The sequence below is a fragment of the Halorubrum sp. Eb13 genome, assembly GCF_002252895.1.
In the GTDB taxonomy this organism is placed as follows: domain Archaea; phylum Halobacteriota; class Halobacteria; order Halobacteriales; family Haloferacaceae; genus Halorubrum.
In genome coordinates, this window is the sequence record NZ_NHPE01000026.1 from 1 (window position 1) to 21,980 (window position 21,980).

Here is a 21,980-nt window from a genome sequence, read left to right on the forward strand (position 1 = left end):
CGACTGCGTCGCCGGCGACGGGGTGATCGATGCGCGGTAGCGACGACCGCGGCGTCAGCACCGTGGTCGCGACGATTCTCATGGCCGCTATCGTCGTGATAATCGCGGCGAGTATCGGCGTCACAGTTTTCGATATCGGCAGCGCGCTCACGGAACCGCAGGAGCCGCGCGCGTTCGGTGACACCGAGGTGACGCTCGGACCCGAACACCGGGCGTGGGGCGGGTGGAACTCACGGGTCAGCGATCCGCCCCGAGGCGACGTCGACGTCGTCCGCATGGAGTACGTCGCCGGCCCGTCGTTCGAGGGCGACGAGGTGGGTTCGATACTCGTCCGCTGGGAGGGCGGTGACGGCGAGGGCGGACAGGTTCGCTTCCTGAACCCGAACCTGTTCGACGAGGACTCCGAACAGGAGTTTCACTCGCAGAACGTCGGTGAGTTCTGTACCGGCGATTTCGCGGTCGGCGACGCGTTGACCGTCCGGATGGTCCACAATCGGTACCAAGAGGACGGGGAGACTGGGGTCGACGGTCCGCCGTACGAGTACGTCGAATCGGGTCAGAACGACGTTGCCGGCGGCGCCGGCGACGAGCCGTTCTTCCGCGTCGAGAACAGGTACCCGATCGAGTTCAGCGGCGACCGTCCGATGGAGCCCGGCGACTCCGTCGAGATCCGCTTCATCGGCGTCGAGGAGGAGCAGCCCATCGCGCGTACGACGGCGGTCGCGACCGCGGCCACCGACGGACCGACCGAGCGGGACAAGCCCGGTTGCGACGCCTGACAGCCGCGTCCCCGACGCCCGCTCCACCGATGGCCGGCGTTACTTGAACCGGAACGTCTCCAGGTTCTTCGGCGCGAACGTCCGCATGTTGTAGTCGTGGTACAGCGCCGAGGAGAGGTCCTGCACGGAGCGCTCGTCGCCGTGGACGCACAGCACCTTCTCCGGCCGCGGGTTCATCGTCTTCACGAAGTTCTCTAACCCCTGCCGGTCGGCGTGGCCGGAGAAGCCGTCGACGACCTCGGTCCCCATCTCTAGGGTGAGCGTGTCGCCGCGGCTCCCGCCGCCCCAGCCGTCGACCGGGATCTCGTCCCAGCCGTTCTGGATCCGGCGGCCGAGCGTTCCCTGCGCTTGGTAGCCGACGAAGACGAGGTTCGAGTCCGGGTCGGGGCCGATGTGGCGGAGCCACGACATGATCGGCCCGCCCTCGATCATCCCGGAGGTGGAGATGACGATGCACTCGTCGCCGTCGGCGACCTCCTGTCGCTCGTCCTCGCCGGCGTCGATGTGGTTGAACTGCTCCGCGAGGAACGGGTTCTCGTCGTCGTGGAAGATCCGGTCGCGGAGGTCGTCGCGGAGGTATTCGGGGTAGGTCGTGTGGATCGCGGTCGCCTCCCAGATCATCCCGTCGAGGTGGACGGGCATCGTCGGGATCTCGCCCTTCCGCATCGCCTCCTCTAAGACGAGCATGATCTCCTGGGAGCGCCCCACGGCGAACGCGGGGATGACGACCTTCCCGCCCTGCTCGTACGTCTCGTTGATGACCTCCTTGAGCGCCTCCTCTGAGTCGGCCTGGTCGGTCTGGTAGTCGTCGCGGCCGCCGTAGGTTGACTCCAGCACGAGCGTCTCCACCCGCGGGAAGTCGTTGACCGCGCCGTTGAACAGGCGGGTGTCCTCGTAGTGGATGTCGCCCGAAAAGGCGACGTTGTAGAGCCCGTCGCCGATGTGGAAGTGCGTGACGGCGCTCCCGAGGATGTGGCCCGCGTTGTGGAAGGTGAGCTTCACGTCGGGCGCCACGTCGGTGACGTCACCGTACTCGAGCGGAATGGTGTGTTTGATCGCCTCGCGGACCTGCGCCGATTCGTACGGCGGCGTCCGCCCCTCCTTGGCGGCGACGTCGAGGTAGTCCAGCGTGAGCAGGCCCATCAGGTCGCGGGTCGGCTCGGTCGTGTAGATCGGGCCGTCGTAGCCGTACTTGTACAGGAGGGGGATCAGCGCCGAGTGGTCGAGGTGAGCGTGCGTGAGAACGACGGCGTCGAGCGTCGCCGCGCCGGCGCCGAGCGCCTCGGGGACCTGCAGGTACGGCACCTCGCCCTCCGCGCCGGGCTTGTCGCCGCAGTCGATGAGGATCCGGGTCTCGGGCGTCGAGAGGATGAACGCGGCGCGGCCGACCTCGCGACAGCAGCCGAGCGTCGTGATCCGGACCCACTCGTCGTCGGACATCTCCTCGCGGTGGATCTGGCGCCCGACGCGCTCGAGGATGTCGCGGCGCTCCTCGCGCTCGGTCTTCAGGAAGCCGCGCACGTTCGAGACGGTGGAGGACTCGATGGGCGGCGTCCGAACGACTTCTGGGGTCCAGCCGACCTCCTGGGTGATCTCCCGCAGCGTGGAGCCGCGTCGGCCGATCACCATCCCCGGCTTCTCCGCCTCGATGACGACCTCGCCGGTGTCCTCGTGGAAGTCGAGGTCGGTGACGCCGGCGTCGTCCGGGATCACCTCGCGGACCTCCTCCTCGGCGCGGGCCGGCGGAGAGAGGGCGCTGGGGTCCGGGCGGACCGTGATTCGTTTCCGGAGCTTGGAGGCGAGCCGGCGGATCAGGTCGCCGTCGCCGGCGAACCGCTTCGGGTCGCGGGTGTAGACGACCAGTTCCGGGCCCTCGTACTTGACGTCGGTGACCGTGATGTCGTTCGGAATCTCCTGTTCGATCTCTGATTTCAGTGTATCGAGCTGCTTGTCGACTTGACTCATATCTTACCGCGGGTAGTCGGGGTCGCCGCCGCCGTCGAACGCGTCCGCGCGCCGGTACGTGGCTCGTCGCCGAACGGTCGACCGTGACGGGGTAGGCATAGTGGTAGTACTGTCCGTAGGTGGTACCGTGCGGGAACAGCCAGCGAAAACCCGCTTAGGTGGACGTATACCCCCGTTATTATAAAACCCTTCGCAAAGGGCAAGCCCCTTGCCCGGCGGTGGCGTTCGAATCCCCATGCGCGTTACCCCCGAAACGGTCCGCGACGAGCGCGCGTGGGTCCGCGACCGCGCGCCGGTCGTCGTTCCCCTGATCAACGAGACCCGCGAGCGACTGGGGACGCTGTTCGAGACGGACGTCGCCCCGGTGAGCCGCGAGGCGTACCGCCGCGAGGTCGACGCCGTCTTCGCCGACGGCGAGGTCGCGGTCAACGTCGCCGGCTGCGTCGCGCTCCTCCGTGACCTCGACGTCGCCGACGACTACCCCGGCTTCGTCGTCGACGAGGCCCTCGGCCGCGAGCTCGCGGCGACGCTCGCCGGCGGCCGGCCGCTCTCGCTGCTCGGGCAGGCGACGTTCCACTTCGTCGACGTTCACGTCAGCGAGGACGAGACCGCGTCGGGCGACGACGCCGGCACCGCCGGCGCCGACGACCTCGACGCGGCGCTCGCCGCCGGCTTCCAGACGCGGCTCCCGGGCTGGGAGTGGCGGGAGGGAGAGAGCCCGTTCGCGGTCGCGCCGGGCCGCGACGAGTCGGGGACCGGCGGCCCGGAGCGGGGCGGCTGACGCTACGACGTGAATTTCAGGACGAACTCGTAGCCGCGGTCGAGCACCGCGTCCGGGAGGAAGCGCGCGAGGACGCCGACGCGGGCGGCGGTGCCCGGTTGCACGCGCGCGGGCGGTTGCGTCGCGCTCGCGACATCGTAGATCGCGCCGGCGACGACTTCCGGCTCGACCGCGCCGGGACCCCCGCCGCCGACGAGCTTCGCGTCCTCGAACAGCGCGTAGAACTCCTCGTAGGCGCCGGAGCGGTCGTCGTCGCCGTTCGACGCGCCGCTCCCGCCCGCGTCGTCTCCGTCGCCCTCGCCCCCGTCCGAACCGACGCCCGCCTCCGCCTGCGCGCGCTTCGAGAAGTTCGTCTTCACCGGTCCGGGCTCGACCACGACGACGTCGATCCCGTGCTCGGCGACCTCGTTGCGGAGCGCGTCGGACATCGCCTCGACCGCGAACTTCGAGCCGCTGTAGACGCCGCCCCCGGGGAACGAGACGCGCCCGGCGACCGAGGAGACGTTGACGATAGTCCCGTCGCGCTCGCGGCGCATCGCCGGCAACACCGCCTTCGTGAGCCGGTGCGGCCCGTACACGTTCACGTCGAACTGCTCGTGGACCGCCGCCGTCGACACGTCCTCGATCGGGCCGAACTGGCCGTACCCCGCGTTGTTGATCAGGGCGTCGATCGCGCCCTCCTCGTCGAGGATCCGGTCGACGACGCGGTCGACGTCGGACTGGTCGGTGACGTCCAGGGTGGCGAGCTCGCAGCCCGCCTCGCCGAGCGTCTCGATGTCGGCGGGGTTCCGCGCGGTCGCGTACACGGTCCACCCCTCGTCGTTGAACGCGTGCGCCGCGGCGCGGCCGATACCCGAGGAACAGCCGGTGATGAGTACCGTCTTCTGCACGCGTCGTCGGTCGGCCCCCGACGGCATAACTCTCCCGACCCGAGCGCCGGTCTCCCCCGCGACGCCCGGAGCAGGATTCGCGTCACAGCTCCTCGGTCCGGATCCCCATCGCCCGCGACGCGGGCGCGGTCCGCTCGAACCCCCACCGCTCGTAGAAGCCGTCGACGTCGGCGAGGAGGTCGACGTACGCGCCGTCCGGCGCGTTCGCGCGGAGCCACGCGACGAGCGCGTCCATCATCGCCGTTCCGATCCCTCGCCCCTGATGCGGCTCCGCGACGGCCGTATCCGAGAGGTGAAATATCGATCCGCCGTCCCCGACGATCCGCGCCATTCCGACCGCCGACCCGGTCTCGGTCTCGATGACGTGAACGCCGTGCGTCGTGTTCGGGAGCCCCCGTTCGACCGCCTCTCGCGACCGGTCGCTCATCTCGGCCTCCCGCCGGAGCCGCCGGAACGCGTCGACCGACGGCGTCGTCTCTCGCAGCTCGTAGCCGGCCGGGAGCGCGTGGCCGTCCCGTCCCGGATCCGGCCCGTCGGACTCGACCGCGTGGTCGTCGCTCATGGGTCCCCGTTCGCGCCTCGAAAAATGGACGTTTCGACCCGGGGCGACCCGACCTTACTCCTCGTCGGCGTCGCCGGCGTCGTCGGCGTCGTCCTCGTCCTCCTCGCTCTCGAGCAGGTCCCGCTCGTCGAGGATCGATTCGATCTCCTCGTTCGACCGCTCGGTGTAGCCGTCGTCGTCGTCGACGGTGATCGTGGCGACGCCGACGCCGTCGGGCGCCAGTTCGCCGTCGTTCGACTGCGCGAGGGTGTCGAGCGCGAGCCCGACCGCCTCGTCGGTGGAGATACCCTCCTCGTACTCCTCCTCTAGGTAGTCGCGGAGGTCGCTCCGGTCGGAACCGATCGAGAGCGCCTGCCACTCGTAGGGGGTGCCGGAGGGGTCGGTCTCGAAGAGTCGCGGCTCGCCGTTCTCGATCCCACCGACGATCAGCGCGACGCCGAAGGGGCGCGCGCCGCCGATCTGCGTGTACTGCTGGATGTGGTCGGTGATGTTCTTCGTCAGCGTCTCGATGCCGACCGGCTCGCCGTAGCGCAGGCGGTTCACCTGCGCCTGCCGGCGCGCGAAGTCGATGAGTTGGCGGGCGTCGGCGACGTGACCGGCGCTCGCGACGCCGACGTGGTCGTCGGCCTTGTGGAGCTTCTCGATGCTCTCCGGCTCCATCAGCGGGGAGCGGGCGCGCTTGTCGGCTGCGAGGACGACGCCGTCCTCGGCGCGGACGCCGACGCTTGCCGTCCCGCGTTTCACCGCCTCCCGGGCGTACTCGACCTGGTAGAGCCTGCCGTCGGGAGAGAAGATGGTGATTCCTCGGTCGTACGCCTGCTGTTGGGATTGGCCCTGCATGATATCACTCGATGTCGAACGCCGCCGCGCCGACGTAACCCGACCCGACCCACACGTCGCACGCGTCCTCGCGCACGACTGCGGGTCGCTCGGCGTCCCCGAACGCGACGTCTCGCTGTGTTGAATTAGCGCCCGCGCGACGCATATATCTTTCCTCACAGGCACGCACCGTCCCCGAGATCCCACGGACGTGGATCCCGACCGGGTCGCCGTCGACCTCGCTCACGCAGGCGATCGCCGCGCGCGCCTCGGCGACGTGGCCGTGCCGGACTTTGACCACCGCTTCCCCGGTCCCGTCACCGTGCATGAACGAGAGCAGGGTCAGGTCGGCGTCGGCGCTCCCCGCGTCGCCGATCAGGTTGCCGGCGGCGTACCAGAGCGCGCGCTGGAACGCGCGGCGCCCGAGGTCGGCGTCGGGCCACGTCTCGATCCCGACCGCGAGGTACCGCCACCGCGGCCGGAGGTGCTTCGGGAGGTGTTTCACGGTGTGGTCACCCGGAGCGCTCGGCCCCGGGCTCGCCGTCGCTCCGGTCGCCGAGCCGCTCCGCGACGATCACGGCGACTTGGTCGTGGACGCGCTCGACCGCGGTCACCGCGAACCCCTCGGCGGTGAACGCCTCGACGAGGGTGCCGACGGTGGCGGGGTCGTCGACTTCGGGACCGTAGAACGGCGCCTCCGGGTCGGGCCCCTCGAAGAACGCCACGTCGCCGAGGACGATCCGGCGGGCCCCCGTCGCGGCCATCTCGCGGATCGCCTCGCGCTTCTCGTCGTCGCCGAGGTGGTGGAGCGCGAAGTTCGAGGTGACGATATCGATCCGCTGACCGGGGTCGACCTCGGGCTCGCGGAACTCGCCGTACGCGAACTCGACGTTGGCGAGGCCGCGCTCCTCCGCCTTGCGTCTCCCCTCGTCCATCATCCCCTCGCTGATGTCGCGGGCGAGCACCCGCTCCGCGTCGGGCGCGAGCGCCAGCGAGATGGCGCCCGTGCCCGCGCCCAAATCGAGGACGACGTCGTCCGGGTTCGGGTCGGCGTACTCGACGACGAGGCTCGCGCAGGCGTGGTACTCGTCGCTCTTCGAATCGTCGTACTCGGCCGCCTTCTCGGAGAAGCGCGCCGCGTGCTCCTCAACGCTCTTCTTCATACCTGCCACGTCGGACCCCCGGCTCTATGAAGGCCTCGGAGCGCCGCTCCCGGTTGCGCGCCGCGATAGCGCCCCACGCCCGGAGCCCGTCCCGTACCCACTCCGGGTCGAAGCCGACCGCCTCGGCGGCGGCGACCAGCTCTCGGGGCGCCCGGAGCGCGAGGTGGGACCGCGCGTTCGCGCTGACGACGTGGGGCGCGTCGTAGTAGGTCACGATCTCGCGGAGCTTCCGCAGGTCGGCGAGCGCCCGCACCCGCCTGCCGCCGCTGGAGCGGAGCAGCGGCCCGAGGTCGAACTCCACGTGGACCGCGTTGTCGCGGGCCGCCTTCGCGAGGACGTGGTTGACATCGCCCGGGCCGTCCATCGGACGCGCGAGCACGTCGACGCGGGGGTCCTCGACCGCGAACCGGTTGAGGCCGTCGTCGCCGCCCGCGAGGCAGACGACGGTGCGCTCGGAGCGGTAGTTTCCGACGGCGCCGGAGGCGCTCGTGGCGTCGGCGACGTCGATCTCGACCGCGTCGACGACGTCGACGCCGTACTCCTCGCGGAGGGCGGCCGCCGCCGGCGGTCCGTCGTCGGCTCCTCCCCGCTCACTCTCTCCGCCCTCGCCGGCCGGCGCGAGCGCGTCCCGCGTGCGGACGACGACCCCGTCGTAGCCGTACCGCGCCGCGGTGGCGGCGTGGCGGGCGACGGTCGCGTCGCCGTCGGGGTGGGCGTGGACGGCCTCGTACATGCCCGCCCGTTTCGGCTCCGCCGGTATCGTCGTTGCGCTTTCCGCGCCGGGCGCCGCGCCCCGGCCGGGTTACCCGTCTCCGGTCGACTCCTCCGTCTCCCACTCCCGCCTCGGGTCCTCACCGGTGAACCACGTCGCGATCCCGTCCGGTTCCGCCTCGCGGTGGGCCCGTCGCCGACTCCACTCCACCGTCGCCTTCGCGATCGTGATCGGCAGGAGGTACGGGAGAACGACCGCCTCGACGCCGACCGCGTCGACGGTCGCGTCGATCAGGCCGGGGGCGACGAACCCTTCGACCGCGACGAGTCCGGCGGTGACGGTGACCGCGGTCACCACCCCGATGACGAAGTAGAAGAAGACGACGCGCTGCGCCGCCTCGACGACCATGTACGGCGACCGCTCCTCGTAGGCGCGCTCGGCAAGGAATTCCCGGTGCACCTCCGCGACCTGCGCGCCGCAGATCCCGAGCGTCGCCAGCCCGACGGTCGGCGTGAGATAATCGAGCGCGTCCCATCCGACCCCGAGCAGCGGGAACAGGAGGAACCCGAAGACCCCCAGCGACCGGACGACGACGCCCGCGTTTCGGCGGTACACCGGCGGAAGCCACGAGGCGACGCGTATCGGTTCCGGATCGCTCTCCCACACCTCGCCGCGCTCCGCGTCGTCGGAGTAGCCGACGATGTAGAACGACCGGTCCGCTAAGACGATCGGGCGCTCGGCGAACAGCGCGACGACGCTGTACGCGAGCACCATCACCGCCACTTCTATCCAGTAGACGGCGAGCAGTTCGCCGACGCGCCAGTCGAACGCGACGACGCCGACGAGCGGGAGGAGGTTCGTCGCGACCACGAGTCCGAGGGCCGCGCGGCCGGTCGGGTCCAGCGGACGAGACGGGCCGAGACCGGAGTCGGGCGATCCGTCGGAGGGCATCGTTCGGTGTCGGGGGCGCGTCGGTATTAAAATCGGCTCTCTCGGGGCCCTTCGCGCCGTCGTCCGGGGGTATAGCCGTCCACGCCTCGCCCTCCGGGGGCCGCAGTCGCCCGCGGGCCCGACGCTCTTTTCATCGCCTCCGCGCAACCCCGACGCATGGCCGCCGACTTAGAGGAGAAGACGGACCGATACGAGCGCATGCTCGCCGACGCGCTGGCGGCCGCGGAGCCGCGACCGCCGGCCGACACGCCCCTCGGCGAGGCCGCGGCCGACGTGGCCGAGATGGCCGAGTCGTACCTCGAAGACGGACGTCACTTCCGCGGGGACGACGACCCGGTGAACGCGCTCGCCTCGTACTCGTACGGCTACGGGTGGCTCGACGCCGGCGTCCGGCTCGGGCTGTTCGCCGTCCCCGACGACACAGAGCTGTTCACGACGTGAGCGGCGGCGCGGCTACGAATCCTCGAGCCGCGACCGCGCGGCGCCGTCGGCGTCGCCGAGAATCCGGATCGGCGCGCCGGTTTCGATCGCGCCGTCCTCGACGATCCTGGCGCGGAGCCCGCCCCGGTGGACGAGCGCGTCGCGGAGCCCCTCGCGTTCGAGTAGGGATTCGAGGTACGAGCACGGCTCGCAGAGCTCGACCCCCTCGCAGACAGCGTCGCCGACGCGGAACCGCGCCCCGACGAGGCGGTTGAGCCCGATGTCCCTGGTGGTGAGGTTGCGCCGGTGCTCGTCCGGGCCGACGGCGATCCCGTAGTCGCGCTCAACGGCGTCGAGCGTCTCGCCCTCGATCAGCGACAGCTCGCGGCTCACGTCGCGCGCCGACCGCGAGTAGGTCCCGCTGTCGAGGAAGTACCGGTCGCCGCGCAGTCCCCGCCCCGAAACCGCCTCGACGCTGTCTCGCTCCTCCATGGGCGCGCCCGACTCGGGAGCGACGTGAATCGCCTCGATCCGTCCGGTCATGACGCGTCAGACGACCACGACCGACAAAGCGGTTGCGGGGCGTCGCGGCGGCCTCGGGCCCGCCGACGGCCGCGGCCAGTCACCCGCTCCGCTCGCGCAGCTCGGCCAACAGCGCCGCCGTCCCGTCCATGTACCCATCGTCGAGGACGGTGTCGGCGGCGTCGCGGGCGGTCGCGTCCGCGTTGGCGACCGCGTACGACTCGCCGGCGACGGCGAACGTGGACGCGTCGTTCTCGCTGTCGCCGACCGCGGCGAACTCGTCGGGTGCGAGCCCGAGCGCGTCGGCGACGCGTTCGAGCGCCTGCCCCTTGCTCACGGCGGGCGACTTGACGTGGTACGCGTAGCCGGTGTCGACGACCTCGACGTCGCCGTCGGCCGCCGCGGCGACCTCGCGGAGCAGCGCCTCGTCGGCGTCGAGCGACAGCGCGACCTCCGTCTCCCGCCAGCGGTTCACCGTGTTGCCTGCGCCCCAGCCGACCTCCCCGCCGCGCTCGCGGAACGCCTCCACGACGGCCCGCGGGGCCGTCGGGTCGCCGAGCACGGTCGTTTCGCCGTCCGCGTACGCGATCCCGCCGTTCTCGGCGATCACGAGCTCGGGTCGGCCGAGGAAGTGCGCCAGCGCGACCGGATAGGGGAACGCCTTCCCGGTCGCGAAGACGACCGGCGCGTCCCAGCCGGGCAACAGTTCGAAGACGCGGGGGTCGATCCGACCGCTCGGCGTCGTCAGCGTCCCGTCGATGTCCAGCGCGAGGGGCGGCGCCATACCCGCGGTCGGGAGGCCGGGCGCAACTGTCTTGCGTTCTCTCGGCGGCGCCCGTTCGCGGGCGTCGATAAAGAGGGGTCCGCGGCCGTCGGCCGCGGCGGCTTGGTCTATGACGGCGGGTCAGGCCGGCCACGACGGCCGGTCGAACAGCTCTCGGAACACGAGCGTCGGGAACCGCGGGATGAGCCGACTCGGCGGGCGGCCCTTCCCGTGGCTCTGGCTGACCGTCACCCGGTCGAGCAGCCCCGCGTCCGCCAGCTCGTACAGCACTCGGCGCACGGTGGACGCCGAGAGGTCGACCGCGGGCCGCGAGGCGATCGTCTCCGTGGCCGCGCTCACCGAGGCCCGGTCGTCCTCCGGCAGGCTGACTAGCTCGTACAGCAGCCGCCGTCGGCTCTCGGAAAGGGCGAGCACGCGGCCCAGCGCGACGCCGGGCTTCGGCACCTCCTCGATCCCCGCGTCGAGGTCGGTCGGCCGGATCGTGGAGGCGCCCGCGCGCTCCGCGCTGATCGCGGCGCCGGCGATCGCGGCGAGCGCGTCGTGGGCGTCGCCGTCGGCCCACTCGCTGACCTCGCGGATCTGGTCGTGGCTGATCGCGTCGCGACCGAGCCCGGTCGAACACCGGCTCGTCAGCAGCTCGACGAGCACGTGGCGCCGGTACGGTTCGAAGGCGACCGACTCGTCGGGCTCCCACTCGATCGCGTCGGGCGGGTCCCGACCGAGGCAGACCGGCGAGATGTGCCCGCCGATGTCCGAGAGCCAGTCGACGACGGTCGTCGCGTCCGGCGTCTCCGGCTCGTTGGTGTGGTCGACCGCGACGACGATATCCGGACCGGTGCGGACGCCCTCCCGCAGTTTGTCCGCGAGCTCGTCGGTGCCGATCCCGTGTTCCGGGACCGGGTCGTCGCCGATCGTCGAGAGGACGTCGTGGTAGAGCCGGAACCGGGTCGAGCCGCGGCGGGCGTCGACGTACACGAACCCCGGGAGAGTGGGTTCGACCGCCCTCGTCGTCGTCTGGATCGCCCGCCGCGGGCCGCTGTGGGACGCGAGGCGGTCGAACAGCGCGGAGACGACGGCGGACTTCCCGCTCCCCTTCGGGCCGTGCACGTAGGCGCTCGGCGGGAGCGTCCCGGAGAACGCCGGGCTGAAGACGTCGAGCAGGCGCTCGAACACCGGCCCCCGACCGGTGGGCGAGTCCACGTGTGAGACGGGGGAGACGGCGTCGAGGTCGACGAGGACGCCGGCCCCGGCGTCGTACCCCAGCCTGCGCTCGATCCGGTCGTCGATGTTCACGCTCGACCCTCCTGTGTGTCCGAATAAAACAGGCACGAAGCGCGGCGCTCGGTCCGACCGGCTCGCCGCCGCGACCTCACCAGCCGTCGGGCTTGTACCGGTTTATAAGGAGCGTCGAGGCGACGAACACGGCGGCCGCGACCGCGCCGACGATCGCGCCGGCGACGACGCGCGCCCCGACCGGTCCCTCCGCGGTCGCCGCCACCACGAGAGTGACGATTCCGGCGACCACGAGCATGTTTCGACCGTCGCGCCTCTCGAGTCCCAGCGTCTCCGCGTTCATATCGGCCCCTCTCGCCCGGCGACGTTAAATCCACCTCGAACGCCGTCGCCGGCCGGCGGTCGCGGCCGAGAACGGCACCGGCGACGACAACGGCGACGCGATCGCTCCCGCCGCCGTCCACAATCTTAACACCCCCGGCCGCCTCCCGCGGAGTATGTCCGAACCAGAGTTCGACGAGTCGGTCGTCAAGGCCGACAAGCGGAGCAAGGCGGTCGCGCTGATCGTCGCGATCGCCGCGTTCCTCGTCGTCCGCGAGCTCGTCGTCGACGTCCAGTTCGCCTCTATCGTCGCCGCGACCGCCGGCGTCGGCGTCCGGCTGTACGTCCCGTATCACGCGAGCGTTCGGGTCCCGGAGTCGGACCGGACGTCGCTCAGCGACCACCCGACGGTCGGGGCGTACCACCACGGCGCCGCCGGAATCGGGCTGGTGGTGCTGTCCGTCATCGCCGTCGCCGCGTTCGCGTTCACTCAAGGGTTCGTTACCTCGGTTGGTGTCGGGATCATCGCTGGTGTCGTTGCGTACGTGGTTCTTTCTTCGACGCTTCCGGCGGGATAAAAGCCGGAAGGCGACGCTTAGGTTCCCGGCACCCAGATGGAGCCGAGGACGCCGAGGATCGCCAGGACCGCGAGGATCGACGACGAGATGAAGATCGCCGCGGCCGGCGGGTCCACGTGAGTGTCACCGTGCGCGTAGAAGACGCGCTGGAAGGCCTCACCGATCACGGCGCCGAGGAGGCCGAACCCGGCCCCCGCGACCAGTCCGACCGTGCCGCTGAAGCCCGCTCCCGTGAACGCCGCCCACGCCGTCGCGCCCGGTAGCGTCATGTGGTGAGTGACCGGGATCCGGTCGACGCCGAGGTTCAGGAACAGCAGCGTCGCCGCGCTGATACCGAACCCGAGGAACACGTTCCCGGTCTGGATCGCGGCGTAGGAGGCCGCCAGTCCGGCGGCCGCACCGATCGCCGCGACGTGCGACCACTTGTACATGTTCGGCAGCCACGGCTCGACCGCGAGGCGGTCCTCGCTGGACTTGTCGCCGTCGCCGGGGACCTCATTCGGATCGCGCATCTCCTCGCGTTCGAACGGTCCCATGTCGAAGTAGCCGCTCGCCTTGCTGCTGACGTTGCCGATCACCGAGTAGCCGAACACCGCCCGGTGGACCAGCGCGCTGGCGACGACGGTGAACGCGATCGGGTCCGTCGGGATCGCCAGGTTCCGCAGCGTCTGTTCGAGCACGATGCCGAACACACCGAACGCCGCACCGACCGCGAGGATGTCAGGTCGACTCCCGAGCGCGAAGCCGATGTCCTTCGCGTTGTGGTAGTCGAAGCCGGACTCCATCGCGCCGTTCTTCGCCGCGTACGCCGACGCCGCCGCACCGCCGGCGAAGGAGATGTGCGGCCCGAAGACGGGACCGAACCCGACGCCGACGCCCGACCCCATGGCGGCGTCACCGCCCCACACGCCGGCGATGACGAGGAAGCCGGTGAAGATGAACGCCGGGAGCGCACCGAGCGCGGCGCCGAACGCCCCGCCGGCGGCCGCGCCGAGCCAGATGGTCGGGTCGAGCAGGATGTCGAGCACCGCGCCGATCGAACCGGCGCTCCACTGTGCGAGCACCCCGCCGGACTGCGCGAGCAGGTCGCCGGACGCGAGCAACGCCGAAGCCTCGGCGCTCATCTACTCGTCCTCCTCGTCGTCCTGTGCCCAATTGAGGGAGCGCTCGACCGCGTCGTCCCAGCGGTCGTACAGCTTGTCGACCTCTTCCTGCTCCTTCTCCGGCGAGAAGTCGCGGTCGATCTGCCAGTTATCGCGGAGCTCGTCGACGGTGTCCCAGTAGCCGACGGCGAGGCCGGCGGCGTACGCCGAGCCGAGCGCCGTGGTCTCGTCGACCTCCGGCCGGACGATGTCCGTCTGGATGATGTCGGCCTGCAGCTGACAGAGGAAGTTGTTCTTGACCGCGCCGCCGTCGACGCGGAGGCTGGTCATCTCGACGCCCGAGTCGGCCTCCATCGCCTCCGCGAGGTCGCGGGTCTGGTAGGCGATGCTCTCCAGCGTCGCCCGGACGATGTGTTCCTTGGCGGTGCCGCGAGTCATCCCGACGATGGTCCCGCGAGCCCGGCCGTCCCAGTGGGGGGCGCCGAGCCCGGTGAACGCCGGAACCATGTAGACGCCGTCGGTCGAGTCGACCGATCGGGCCAGCTCCGCGGTCTGTGCGGCGTTGTTGATCAGGTCGACGTCCTCGAGGAACTCGATCGCCGCGCCGGCGATGAAGATCGACCCCTCCAGCGCGTACTGTACCGGCTCGCCGGACATCTGGAAGCCGACCGTCGTGAGCAGCCCGTTGTCGGACGCGACGGCTTCCTCCCCGGTGTTCATCAGGTAGAACGCGCCGGTTCCGTAGGTGTTCTTCGCGTCGCCCTTGTCGAAGCAGGTCTGCCCGAAGAGCGCGGCCTGTTGGTCGCCGAGTGCGCCGGCGACGGGAACCGCCTCGCCGAGGAAGCCGTCCGCGTCCGTGTGGCCGTAGTAGTCCTCGTCGGAGGACGGTCGGACCTCGGGCACCATCTCACGCGGCACGTCGAACTCCTCGAGGAGCTCGTCGTCCCACTCCATGTCCCGGATGTTGTACAGCATGGTCCGGGAAGCGTTCGTGACGTCCGTGATGTGGTTGCCCGTCAGGTTGTAGATGAGCCACGCGTCGATCGTGCCCATCAGCAGCTCGCCGTCGCGGGCCCTGTCGCGGAGGTCTCGGCCGCGGGACGCGGACATCTTGAGCGGCTCCGCGTTGTCGAGGATCCATTCGGTCTTGGTCGCGGAGAAGTACGCGTCGCACTCCAGTCCGGTCTTCTCGCGGATCTCCTCGACCTTCCCGGCCTCCTGGATCTCCTCGACGCGGTCCGTCGTCCGCCGGTCCTGCCACACGAGGGCGTTGTGGACCGGCTTTCCGGAGTCTTTGTCCCACACGATCGTCGTCTCGCGCTGGTTGGTGATCCCGATCGCGTCGAGCTGGTCCGCTTCCAGCCCCGCGTCCGCGAGCCCGTCGAGGACGACCTGTTGGGTGTTCTCCCAGATCTCGATCGGGTCGTGCTCGACCCATCCGGGGTTCGGGTAAATCTGTTCGTGCTGTTCGTAAGCGTTCGTAACGACCTGGCCCTCGTGGTCGAACACCATGAATCGGGTGCCGGTCGTCCCTTGGTCTATCGCACCGACGTACTGTGTCATGTTTTGGATCCCTCCTGTGGCGCTGGTCCGCACGCGGCGACGCCGCCGATCCCGTCTCGGGCGCGTCCCGAGAGGGTCGCGTCCCGGCTCGGCCGGGACTCGGCTCCGCGAGGCGACCCCCGAGCGACCGCGTCCGACCCGCAGGCCGGACGCGCGGCCGCGTTTCGACGGGGGTCACCGCCGTCGCCGCGGTATATCTTCACGGAAGCTACCACGCCGTTCGTGAACATAATGTACTACCATAATAATCTAACTGTTAAAATCCGCTTTTGAGCGCGGTTCAAAAAGAGAATATATAAACAAACCGCTGGCGCCAACGCTTGCACTACTTGAACGTCCCTGATAGTTATGCGAACCCGTAAAGAGGAGGTAAAGTAAAGTGGACGGGGTCCGAGCGGTCGGTTATGGACCATCAGGTGGACGTCGTGGTCGTCGGGGGCGGCTCGACCGGCTGCGGCGTCGTCAGGGACCTGGCGCGGCGGGGGCTCGACGCGGTGCTCGTCGAGAAGGGGAACCTGACGCACGGCACGACGGGACGGATGCACGGGCTCCTCCACAGCGGGGGTCGGTACGCGGTCTCCGACCAGAAGAGCGCGAGGGAGTGTATCGAGGAGAACCGGGTGCTCCGCGACATCGCGTCCCACTGCGTCGAGGAGACGGGGGGGATGTTCGTCAAGCGCCCCGAGGACTCCGAGGAGTACTTCCAGGAGAAGCTGGAGGGGTGCCGCGCGTGCGACATCCCCGTCGAGGTGCTGGACGGCGAGGAGGCCCGCCGCCGCGAGCCGTACCTCGCCCGCGACGTCGAGAAGGCGATCGCGCTCCCGGACGGCGCGGTCGACCCCTTCCGGCTCTGCGTCTCCAACGCGGCCGACGCCCGCGAGCACGGCGCGCGGGTCGAGACGCACGCCCCGGTGACCGACGTGCTCGTCGAGGACGGCGAGGTCGTCGGCGTCGAGATCGAACACGAGACCGGCCCCGGCAAGCGGGTCCACCGCGAGCCCGGGACGACCGAGGAGATCCGCGCGCGACACGTCGTCAACGCCACCGGCGCGTGGGCCGGCAACGTCGGCGAGATGGCGGGCGTCGACGTAGAGGTGCGCCCGTCGAAGGGCGTGATGACCGTGATGAACACCCGACAGGTCGACACCGTCATCAACCGGTGCCGACCGAAGGGCGACGCGGACATCGTCGTCCCGCACGAGACGGCCTGCATCCTCGGCACGACTGACGAGGAGGTCGACGACCCCGAGGACTACCCCGAGGAGGAGTGGGAGGTCGACCTGATGATCGAGACGCTCTCGGAGCTCGTGCCCGCGCTGAAGGACGCCCGCACGCTGCGGTCGTTCTGGGGGGTCCGCCCCCTCTACGAGCCGCCGGGAACGGGCACCGAGGACCCGACCGACATCACGCGCGACTACTTCCTGCTCGACCACGGCGACCGCGACGACCTGCCGGGGATGACGACCATCGTCGGCGGGAAGCTCACCACCTACCGCATGATGGCCGAGTCCATCTCGGACCACGTCTGCGAGGTCCTCGGTCACGAGGCGACCTGCGACACCGCCGAGGCGCCGCTGCCCGGGTCGGAGAGCGACGCGCGGATGGAGGAGCTGATGGACGAGTTCGGGCTCCGCTCGCCGGTCGCCCGCCGTTCCGGGCAGCGGCTCGGGTCGCGCGCGGACGAGGTCCTCGACGAGTACGACCCGAACCCGATCGTCTGCGAGTGCGAGGGCGTCACGCGCGCCGAGGTGCAGGACGCCATCGGCGAGGCGGGCAGCGACCTCAACGCGGTCCGGCTCCGCACCCGCGCCTCGATGGGGAACTGTCAGGGCGGCTTCTGCACCCACCGCATCGCCTCTGAGCTGGCGCGGGAGTACCCGGAGCCCGTCGTCCGCGACGCGGAGGACGAGCTGTACCAGGAGCGCTGGAAGGGCCAGCGCCACGCGCTGTGGGGGCGGCAGCTCTCGCAGGCGATGCTGAACCACCTGCTGCACGCGACGACGATGAACCGCGACGGCGACCCCGCGAACCTCGACGGCGAGGTCGACTTCGGCGCCTTCGACGCGGGCGCCGGGTCCGGCCCGGCGAGCGCCGACGCCGACGAGGGCGGCGACGCCGGGACCGCCGCCACCGACGGGGGTCGCGCAGGCGACGACGCGACGACCGATGGGGGTCGCGCAGGTGACGACGCGACGACCGACGGAGGGCGCTGATGGCGATCGACAGCGACGTCCTCGTCGTCGGCGGCGGGCTGGCGGCGATCACGGCGGCGATTTCGGCGTCCCGCGAGGGTGCCGACGTGCGGCTCGTCTCCCACAAGTCGAGCACGCTCCGGCAGGCCTCCGGGCTGATCGACGCGCTCGGCTACGTCCCGGCGACGGAGCCGGCGCAGCCGCTCCGCGAGGGACCGCCGACCGCGGGCCGCGAGCTCGACCGCGACGAGTGGCCCGACCCCGAGGGACCCCTCGCCGACCCCTTCGAGGGGATCGACCGGCTCCCCGAGAGCCACCCCTACCGGGTCATCGGCGCGGACGCGCTCCGGGAGGGACTCGACCTGTTCGACGAGCTCGCCGGCGACGCGTACCGCGGGAGCCACACCGACCGTAACGCGCTCCTGCCGACGTTCGGCGGGAGCGTGAAGCCGACCGCGCGGTACCCGGCGGCCGCGGAGGCGGGGCTCGCGAGCGACGACCGGCCGGCGCTCATCGTGGGGTTCCGGTCGCTGACGGAGTACGACGCGCGGGCGTTCGCGGGCCGACTGGAGGCCGCCGGCGTCCCGTTCGACGTCGCCGGCGCGGAGGTGGAGTTCGCGGAGGCGTTCCGGGCCGACGCGAAGGTCACCCGGCTGGCGAAGGCGCTCGACCACGACGAGGAGATCGACGGCGTCCCCGCCCGCGAGGCGCTCGCGAAGGCGGTCGCCCCGCACCTCCACGACGTCGTCGACGAGGCGGGCGGCGTCGACCGCGTCGAGCGCGTCGGCTTCCCGGCGTTCCTCGGCGACGACCGCGGCGACGAGGTGCGCGCGGAGCTGGCCGACCGGCTCGGCGCCGACGTGTTCGAGATCCCGATGGGGCCGCCGAGCCTCCCGGGGCTCCGCCTGGAGGACACGCTCTACGACGCGCTCGACGCCGAGGGCGTCCGGTTCGAGACCGGCAACCCAGTCGCCGGGATCGAGACCGAGGCGGACGGCCGGATCGAGACGGTCGCCGTCGATCGGAAGGGGAGGGAGACGCCGTACGGCGCCGACGCCTTCGTGCTCGCGACCGGCGGGCTCGTCGGGAAGGGGCTCGACTCGGACCGCGAGGGCGTCCGCGAGCCCGTCTTCGACTTACACGTCGAGCAGCCCGACGACCGCTACGAGTGGTTCGTCGACGACGCGTTCGGCGACCAGCCGTACGCGCGGTTCGGCGTGCGCCCCGACGAGCGCGGGCGCCCGCTCGACGGGGACGGCGAGGCACAGTACGCGAACGTCTTCGCGGCCGGCGGCGTCGTCGGCGGCGCGGACGCGGCGCGGGAGAAGTCCGCGAGCGGGGTGTCGCTCGCGACCGGCCTCGTGGCCGGGCGGCAGGCGGCGACGGAGGCGACCCAATGACACGAGACACACCGGACGACACGGGGGCGACGGACGGAACGGGGGGAGAGCGCGGCGACGGGAGCGAGCCGCGGGCCAGTCCCGGCGTCCCGGAGGCGGGCCGCGACGAACAGCCGTCGATCTTCGTCCCCGACGACGGGGAGCGGGCCGGCGGGAGCGAGGCCGACGAGAGCGAGGCCGACGAGAGACCAGCCACCGACGGCGGCGTCGAGAGCGCGACCGGCGGCTCCGACTCGGCGGAGCTCGACCCGGACGCGTACGACCCGGTCGACGTGTTCCCCGGCGGCGACCTCGACCTCCGCGAGGGGGCCGACTCCTGCTACAAATGCACGAGCTGCGACACCTCCTGCCCGGTCGCCGAAGTCGACGACGAGTTCCCGGGGCCGAAGTTCCAAGGGCCCGAGCAGTGGCGCCTCAAGCGCAAGGACGACCACGACATCGACGAGTCGATCACCTCCTGTTCGAACTGCATGCGCTGCGACGACGCGTGCCCCTCTTCGGTGCCGCTCTCGCAGATGCACAACGAGGCGCGCGGCCAGTTCGTCGAAGAGCAGATGGAGAAGCTGTCGGTCGAGTACGTCCGCAACCGGATCTTAGCGAACTACCGGACCTCGGCGCGGCTGGCGAGCGTCTTCCCGCGCACCGCGTCGTTCGCGATGAACTTCGGGCCGGTCCGCTGGGCGATGGAGAAGACGCTCGGCATCCCGAAGGAGCGCGACTTCCCCGAGTTCGCCACGGAGACGTTCCGTGAGTGGTGGAAGGCTCGCGGCGGCGCGCAGGTGGAGGACCCGGACAAGCGCGTGGCCTACTTCCACGGCTGCTACTCCAACTACAACACGCCCGAGGTCGGCAAGGCGATGGTCCGGGTGTACGAGCACTTCGGCTACGAGGTGATGGTCCCCCCGCAGAAGTGCTCCGGCACCCCGATGTTCGCGAACGGGATGCTGAAAGACGCCCGCCGGCACGCGGAGACGAACGTCGAGAGCCTGATCGAGGCCATCGGCGAGGGCGCGGACGTGATCGCTTCCTGTACCTCCTGCTCGATGTCGCTCCGGCAGGAGTACCCGGAGCTGTTCGACATTCACGGGATCGAGGACGTCTCCGAGCACACCTACGAGGCGCTGGAGTACCTCCGGATCCACGAGGACCTGGAGGGCGAGCTCGCGGGCAGTGAGCTCGCGGACGATCGGTCGTACGCCTACCACGCGCCGTGTCACGCCCGCAATCAGGGGCTCGCCCGGCAGGCCGTCGAGACGTTCCGCGACGTCGACGGCGTGAACATGGAGGACGTCGGCGACTCCTGTTCCGGTATCTCGGGGACGTACGGCTGGAAGGAGGAGAAGTACGAGAAGTCGATGAAGATCGGCGAGGAGATGTTCGAACACATGGAGGACGCCGAGGGCGACGTGGGGATGACCGAGTGCCCCACCTGCGCCATGCAGATGGAACACGGGACGGGGTACGAGATCAAACACCCGCTGCAGCTGCTCGAAGAGACCGTCGGCGCCTGAGCGAGAGGCGCTGAGCGGGAGGCGATCCGACCGCTCCCGCGGTCGGTCGGTTCGCCTCGGAACACCGTCGGTTCGCCTCGGAACACCGTCGGTTCGCCTCGGAACACCGTCGGTTCGACGCCCGGTCAGCTCGGCGACGCGTCCGTTTCTCAGACCGGATAAGCGCGGACAAACGTTTAATGAGCGGAGTTCCCGAGACGGCCTACGTGACGCTCGAACAGCTCCTCGATCGATACGACGACGTCGAGCGATCCATCGTGGTCGTCAACCGTACCGACCCCGACCCCGTTCTCAACATGCTCACGGACACGTTCGGCGACGCGGTGCAGGTGGCGGACCGGAGCCTCGCGGGCGACGGGGGCACCGGGTCCGACCGGACCGAGACCCGATCCGACCATCCCGGCGCGCGATCCGACGGACCCGCTGATGCGAGCGGGGCGGGGCTCTCCGCCGAGCGGCTGACGATGCGATCCCCGGACGCGGACGAGAGGCCGGTGATCGACGTCGACGCGCTCCGGCGGAACGACGCCGTCCCGTTCGACGGCGACGACCCCGGCGGAGTGGAGAACCTCGCGCTGCTCGTCGAGGGCGACGAGGTCGTCGCCGGCTCGACGCTCGGCGAGCTCGGCGACGCGGTGTTGTTCGTGAACTCGGACTTGTACGTCACCGGGAGCCGAACGCTGGAGGATGTCGACCTCCCGTCGGTGATAAGCGGCCTCGAAGACACGACATTCACCCTTCGGGGCTACCCCGAGTCGAACCGCCAGAAGCTCCTCCTCATCACCATCTCCCGGTTCATCGAACGCGCCGCCTGGGTGGCCGGCGACGGGACGCTGCGCTCGTCGTTCCAGCGCCTCTCGCGGATCGAAGACGAGGTCGGTACCCGCGAGGTGTACGAGAGCGTGGTCGACGCCGGCGTCGACACCCACCTGTACGGCGTGCCGGACGACCTCCCTCGCGGCCTCGACGCGGTGGTCCACGGCGGCGACAGCCGGGACTTCACCCACAGCTGGTTCGTCGTGTACCGACCGCCCGGGGGACCCACCTCGGTCGACGGCGGCGCGGGATCGGACCTCGATCGCGGCATGGACGGCGGCGTTGGCCTCCTCGCCGTCGAGGCGGAACCGCGGGTCTGGCGCGGGATGTGGACGTTCGACGAGGGGCGCGTCCGCGCGATGAACCGGTACATCGAGCGGAACCTGTAGGGACGGCGAGCGAAATCCGTAACGAGAAATCGGAGCCGGATTTACGCGTCTCGGCCTGAATCCAACCCGTGAGTTCATATTCTCCCAGCGGTGACAGGATATCATGTTCACGGAGCGGTCCGACCTCGTCGGCGACGACGACCCGATGCGCGGGTACGGCGTCACGGTGACGCCGGGACGGGACGGACCGCTCGTCTTCGTCGCTGGCTACGGCGAACCGAACCGACTGTACGCCCGCGAAGGCGACCGGTTCGTCGATACGGCCTGCGGCATCGTCGCCGACGGGACCCGCCACGGGATGGGCGTCTGCGCGGCCGACCTCGACGCCGACGGCTGCGAGGAGGTGTACGTCCACAACTGCACCAAGGGCGTCGACGGCGGCGGCGACCCCGACCTCCTCTTGAGCCGGCTCGAATCCGACGGCTTCCGCTGGACGGACGTGTTCGCGCTCGACGTGAACGCCGACCGCCTCGACGTGCGCGCCGGCCGGTCCGTCGCCGCGCTCGACCGCCTCGGGACCGGCCGG

The 21,980-nt window shown here is 70.6% G+C and carries 22 protein-coding genes and 1 pseudogene; 9 read left to right on the plus strand and 14 right to left on the minus strand.

The features are described 5' to 3' along the window. Positions 1-29: 29 nt before the first annotated feature. Positions 30-779, plus strand: a complete 750-nt coding sequence (locus tag DJ75_RS02260; protein ID WP_170938214.1) for a type IV pilin — start codon at positions 30-32, stop codon at positions 777-779. Between the two features lie 39 nt (positions 780-818). Here the strand turns inward: DJ75_RS02260 and DJ75_RS02265 are convergent, their stop codons facing one another. Then, the gene (locus DJ75_RS02265) at positions 819-2,744 is read right to left on the minus strand and encodes a beta-CASP ribonuclease aCPSF1 (protein ID WP_094522256.1); all 1,926 of its coding nucleotides are present in this window, start codon (positions 2,742-2,744) and stop codon (positions 819-821) included. Positions 2,745-2,979: 235 nt separating this feature from the next. Between DJ75_RS02265 and DJ75_RS02270 the strand changes: the two genes are divergently transcribed. Further along, positions 2,980-3,525: a hypothetical protein gene (locus DJ75_RS02270; RefSeq protein WP_094522257.1), complete on the plus strand. Its 546-nt coding sequence runs from the start codon at positions 2,980-2,982 to the stop codon at positions 3,523-3,525. A gap of 2 nt (positions 3,526-3,527) precedes the next feature. Here DJ75_RS02270 and DJ75_RS02275 read toward each other — a convergent pair whose 3' ends face one another. From DJ75_RS02275 to DJ75_RS02305, 7 genes are all read right to left on the minus strand, one after another. Then, a complete protein-coding gene (locus DJ75_RS02275; RefSeq protein ID WP_094522258.1) occupies positions 3,528-4,442 on the minus strand; it encodes an SDR family oxidoreductase in 915 nt (304 codons plus the stop codon). A 55-nt stretch (positions 4,443-4,497) separates the two neighbouring features. Beyond that, positions 4,498-4,977, minus strand: coding sequence for a GNAT family N-acetyltransferase (locus tag DJ75_RS02280; protein ID WP_094522259.1), 480 nt, complete (start codon positions 4,975-4,977; stop codon positions 4,498-4,500). Positions 4,978-5,031: 54 nt separating this feature from the next. Continuing rightward, positions 5,032-5,817 carry an archaeal proteasome endopeptidase complex subunit alpha gene (psmA, locus tag DJ75_RS02285; RefSeq protein WP_094522260.1) on the minus strand — a complete coding sequence of 262 codons (786 nt, stop codon included), beginning with the start codon at positions 5,815-5,817 and terminating at the stop codon, positions 5,032-5,034. A 4-nt stretch (positions 5,818-5,821) separates the two neighbouring features. Beyond that, complete coding sequence (locus DJ75_RS02290) at positions 5,822-6,301, minus strand: Rpp14/Pop5 family protein (protein WP_094522261.1); 480 nt, start codon at positions 6,299-6,301, stop codon at positions 5,822-5,824. A 7-nt stretch (positions 6,302-6,308) separates the two neighbouring features. Next, entirely contained in the window at positions 6,309-6,959 is a 651-nt protein-coding gene (locus DJ75_RS02295; protein WP_094522262.1) for a class I SAM-dependent methyltransferase, read from the minus strand. Continuing rightward, positions 6,943-7,692 (minus strand): RNase P subunit p30 family protein, encoded by a 750-nt coding sequence (locus DJ75_RS02300; protein ID WP_094522263.1) that lies wholly within the window; start codon positions 7,690-7,692, stop codon positions 6,943-6,945. Before DJ75_RS02300 ends, DJ75_RS02295 begins: the two co-directional genes overlap by 17 nt. Positions 7,693-7,761: 69 nt before the next feature. Next, a complete protein-coding gene (locus DJ75_RS02305; protein ID WP_094522264.1) occupies positions 7,762-8,622 on the minus strand; it encodes a DUF6498-containing protein in 861 nt (286 codons plus the stop codon). Between the two features lie 156 nt (positions 8,623-8,778). Here DJ75_RS02305 and DJ75_RS02310 point away from each other — a divergent pair, with 156 nt between their 5' ends. Further along, positions 8,779-9,063, plus strand: a complete 285-nt coding sequence (locus DJ75_RS02310; protein WP_094522265.1) for a DUF357 domain-containing protein — start codon at positions 8,779-8,781, stop codon at positions 9,061-9,063. A gap of 12 nt (positions 9,064-9,075) precedes the next feature. On the opposite strand, the gene DJ75_RS02315 is transcribed toward DJ75_RS02310, so the two are convergent. The 4 genes from DJ75_RS02315 to DJ75_RS02330 all read right to left on the minus strand — a co-directional run bounded on the left by DJ75_RS02315 (position 9,076) and on the right by DJ75_RS02330 (position 11,924). Beyond that, positions 9,076-9,585, minus strand: a complete 510-nt coding sequence (locus DJ75_RS02315; protein ID WP_094522266.1) for an MOSC domain-containing protein — start codon at positions 9,583-9,585, stop codon at positions 9,076-9,078. Between the two features lie 79 nt (positions 9,586-9,664). Beyond that, positions 9,665-10,348 (minus strand): HAD-IIB family hydrolase, encoded by a 684-nt coding sequence (locus DJ75_RS02320; protein WP_094522267.1) that lies wholly within the window; start codon positions 10,346-10,348, stop codon positions 9,665-9,667. A 120-nt stretch (positions 10,349-10,468) separates the two neighbouring features. After that, entirely contained in the window at positions 10,469-11,641 is a 1,173-nt protein-coding gene (locus tag DJ75_RS02325) for a Cdc6/Cdc18 family protein (protein ID WP_094522268.1), read from the minus strand. A gap of 76 nt (positions 11,642-11,717) precedes the next feature. Further along, positions 11,718-11,924 (minus strand): hypothetical protein, encoded by a 207-nt coding sequence (locus DJ75_RS02330; protein WP_094522269.1) that lies wholly within the window; start codon positions 11,922-11,924, stop codon positions 11,718-11,720. A 154-nt stretch (positions 11,925-12,078) separates the two neighbouring features. Between DJ75_RS02330 and DJ75_RS02335 the strand changes: the two genes are divergently transcribed. Next, positions 12,079-12,480, plus strand: coding sequence for a hypothetical protein (locus DJ75_RS02335; protein WP_094522270.1), 402 nt, complete (start codon positions 12,079-12,081; stop codon positions 12,478-12,480). Between the two features lie 17 nt (positions 12,481-12,497). Here the strand turns inward: DJ75_RS02335 and DJ75_RS02340 are convergent, their stop codons facing one another. Both DJ75_RS02340 and glpK read right to left on the minus strand, forming a co-directional pair. Continuing rightward, positions 12,498-13,604, minus strand: coding sequence for a hypothetical protein (locus DJ75_RS02340; RefSeq protein ID WP_094522271.1), 1,107 nt, complete (start codon positions 13,602-13,604; stop codon positions 12,498-12,500). Then, the gene (gene glpK / locus DJ75_RS02345; RefSeq protein WP_094522272.1) at positions 13,605-15,146 is read right to left on the minus strand and encodes a glycerol kinase GlpK; all 1,542 of its coding nucleotides are present in this window, start codon (positions 15,144-15,146) and stop codon (positions 13,605-13,607) included. Positions 15,147-15,550: 404 nt separating this feature from the next. On the opposite strand from glpK, the gene glpA reads away from it, so the two are divergent. The 5 genes and pseudogenes from glpA to DJ75_RS02370 all read left to right on the plus strand — a co-directional run. Beyond that, positions 15,551-17,359: an anaerobic glycerol-3-phosphate dehydrogenase subunit GlpA gene (gene glpA, locus DJ75_RS02350; RefSeq protein ID WP_094522273.1), complete on the plus strand. Its 1,809-nt coding sequence runs from the start codon at positions 15,551-15,553 to the stop codon at positions 17,357-17,359. After that, on the plus strand, positions 17,359-18,738 hold the full coding sequence (glpB, locus tag DJ75_RS02355) for a glycerol-3-phosphate dehydrogenase subunit GlpB (protein WP_094522274.1): 1,380 nt from the start codon (positions 17,359-17,361) through the stop codon (positions 18,736-18,738). The genes glpA and glpB overlap by 1 nt, the downstream gene beginning before the upstream one ends. Beyond that, positions 18,735-20,249 (plus strand): anaerobic glycerol-3-phosphate dehydrogenase subunit C, encoded by a 1,515-nt coding sequence (locus DJ75_RS02360; protein ID WP_094522275.1) that lies wholly within the window; start codon positions 18,735-18,737, stop codon positions 20,247-20,249. The genes glpB and DJ75_RS02360 overlap by 4 nt, the downstream gene beginning before the upstream one ends. A gap of 206 nt (positions 20,250-20,455) precedes the next feature. After that, positions 20,456-21,454, plus strand: coding sequence for a hypothetical protein (locus tag DJ75_RS02365; RefSeq protein ID WP_094522277.1), 999 nt, complete (start codon positions 20,456-20,458; stop codon positions 21,452-21,454). A gap of 103 nt (positions 21,455-21,557) precedes the next feature. Next, positions 21,558-21,980: pseudogene (locus tag DJ75_RS02370) on the plus strand (CRTAC1 family protein); the annotation flags it as partial.

Bases quoted from the DNA above. Each gene is read 5' to 3' on its own strand.
- DJ75_RS02310 (WP_094522265.1), top strand. From the start codon at position 8,779: ATGGCCGCCGACTTAGAGGAGAAGACGGACCGATACGAGCGCATGCTC.
- glpK (WP_094522272.1), bottom strand. From the start codon at position 15,146: ATGACACAGTACGTCGGTGCGATAGACCAAGGGACGACCGGCACCCGA.
- DJ75_RS02330 (WP_094522269.1), bottom strand. From the start codon at position 11,924: ATGAACGCGGAGACGCTGGGACTCGAGAGGCGCGACGGTCGAAACATG.
- glpA (WP_094522273.1), top strand. From the start codon at position 15,551: ATGGACCATCAGGTGGACGTCGTGGTCGTCGGGGGCGGCTCGACCGGC.
- DJ75_RS02265 (WP_094522256.1), bottom strand. From the start codon at position 2,744: ATGAGTCAAGTCGACAAGCAGCTCGATACACTGAAATCAGAGATCGAA.
- DJ75_RS02275 (WP_094522258.1), bottom strand. From the start codon at position 4,442: ATGCCGTCGGGGGCCGACCGACGACGCGTGCAGAAGACGGTACTCATC.
- DJ75_RS02305 (WP_094522264.1), bottom strand. From the start codon at position 8,622: ATGCCCTCCGACGGATCGCCCGACTCCGGTCTCGGCCCGTCTCGTCCG.
- psmA (WP_094522260.1), bottom strand. From the start codon at position 5,817: ATGCAGGGCCAATCCCAACAGCAGGCGTACGACCGAGGAATCACCATC.
- DJ75_RS02280 (WP_094522259.1), bottom strand. From the start codon at position 4,977: ATGAGCGACGACCACGCGGTCGAGTCCGACGGGCCGGATCCGGGACGG.
- DJ75_RS02315 (WP_094522266.1), bottom strand. From the start codon at position 9,585: ATGACCGGACGGATCGAGGCGATTCACGTCGCTCCCGAGTCGGGCGCG.
- DJ75_RS02320 (WP_094522267.1), bottom strand. From the start codon at position 10,348: ATGGCGCCGCCCCTCGCGCTGGACATCGACGGGACGCTGACGACGCCG.
- glpB (WP_094522274.1), top strand. From the start codon at position 17,359: ATGGCGATCGACAGCGACGTCCTCGTCGTCGGCGGCGGGCTGGCGGCG.
- DJ75_RS02270 (WP_094522257.1), top strand. From the start codon at position 2,980: ATGCGCGTTACCCCCGAAACGGTCCGCGACGAGCGCGCGTGGGTCCGC.
- DJ75_RS02295 (WP_094522262.1), bottom strand. From the start codon at position 6,959: ATGAAGAAGAGCGTTGAGGAGCACGCGGCGCGCTTCTCCGAGAAGGCG.
- DJ75_RS02300 (WP_094522263.1), bottom strand. From the start codon at position 7,692: ATGTACGAGGCCGTCCACGCCCACCCCGACGGCGACGCGACCGTCGCC.
- DJ75_RS02260 (WP_170938214.1), top strand. From the start codon at position 30: ATGCGCGGTAGCGACGACCGCGGCGTCAGCACCGTGGTCGCGACGATT.
- DJ75_RS02335 (WP_094522270.1), top strand. From the start codon at position 12,079: ATGTCCGAACCAGAGTTCGACGAGTCGGTCGTCAAGGCCGACAAGCGG.
- DJ75_RS02340 (WP_094522271.1), bottom strand. From the start codon at position 13,604: ATGAGCGCCGAGGCTTCGGCGTTGCTCGCGTCCGGCGACCTGCTCGCG.
- DJ75_RS02360 (WP_094522275.1), top strand. From the start codon at position 18,735: ATGACACGAGACACACCGGACGACACGGGGGCGACGGACGGAACGGGG.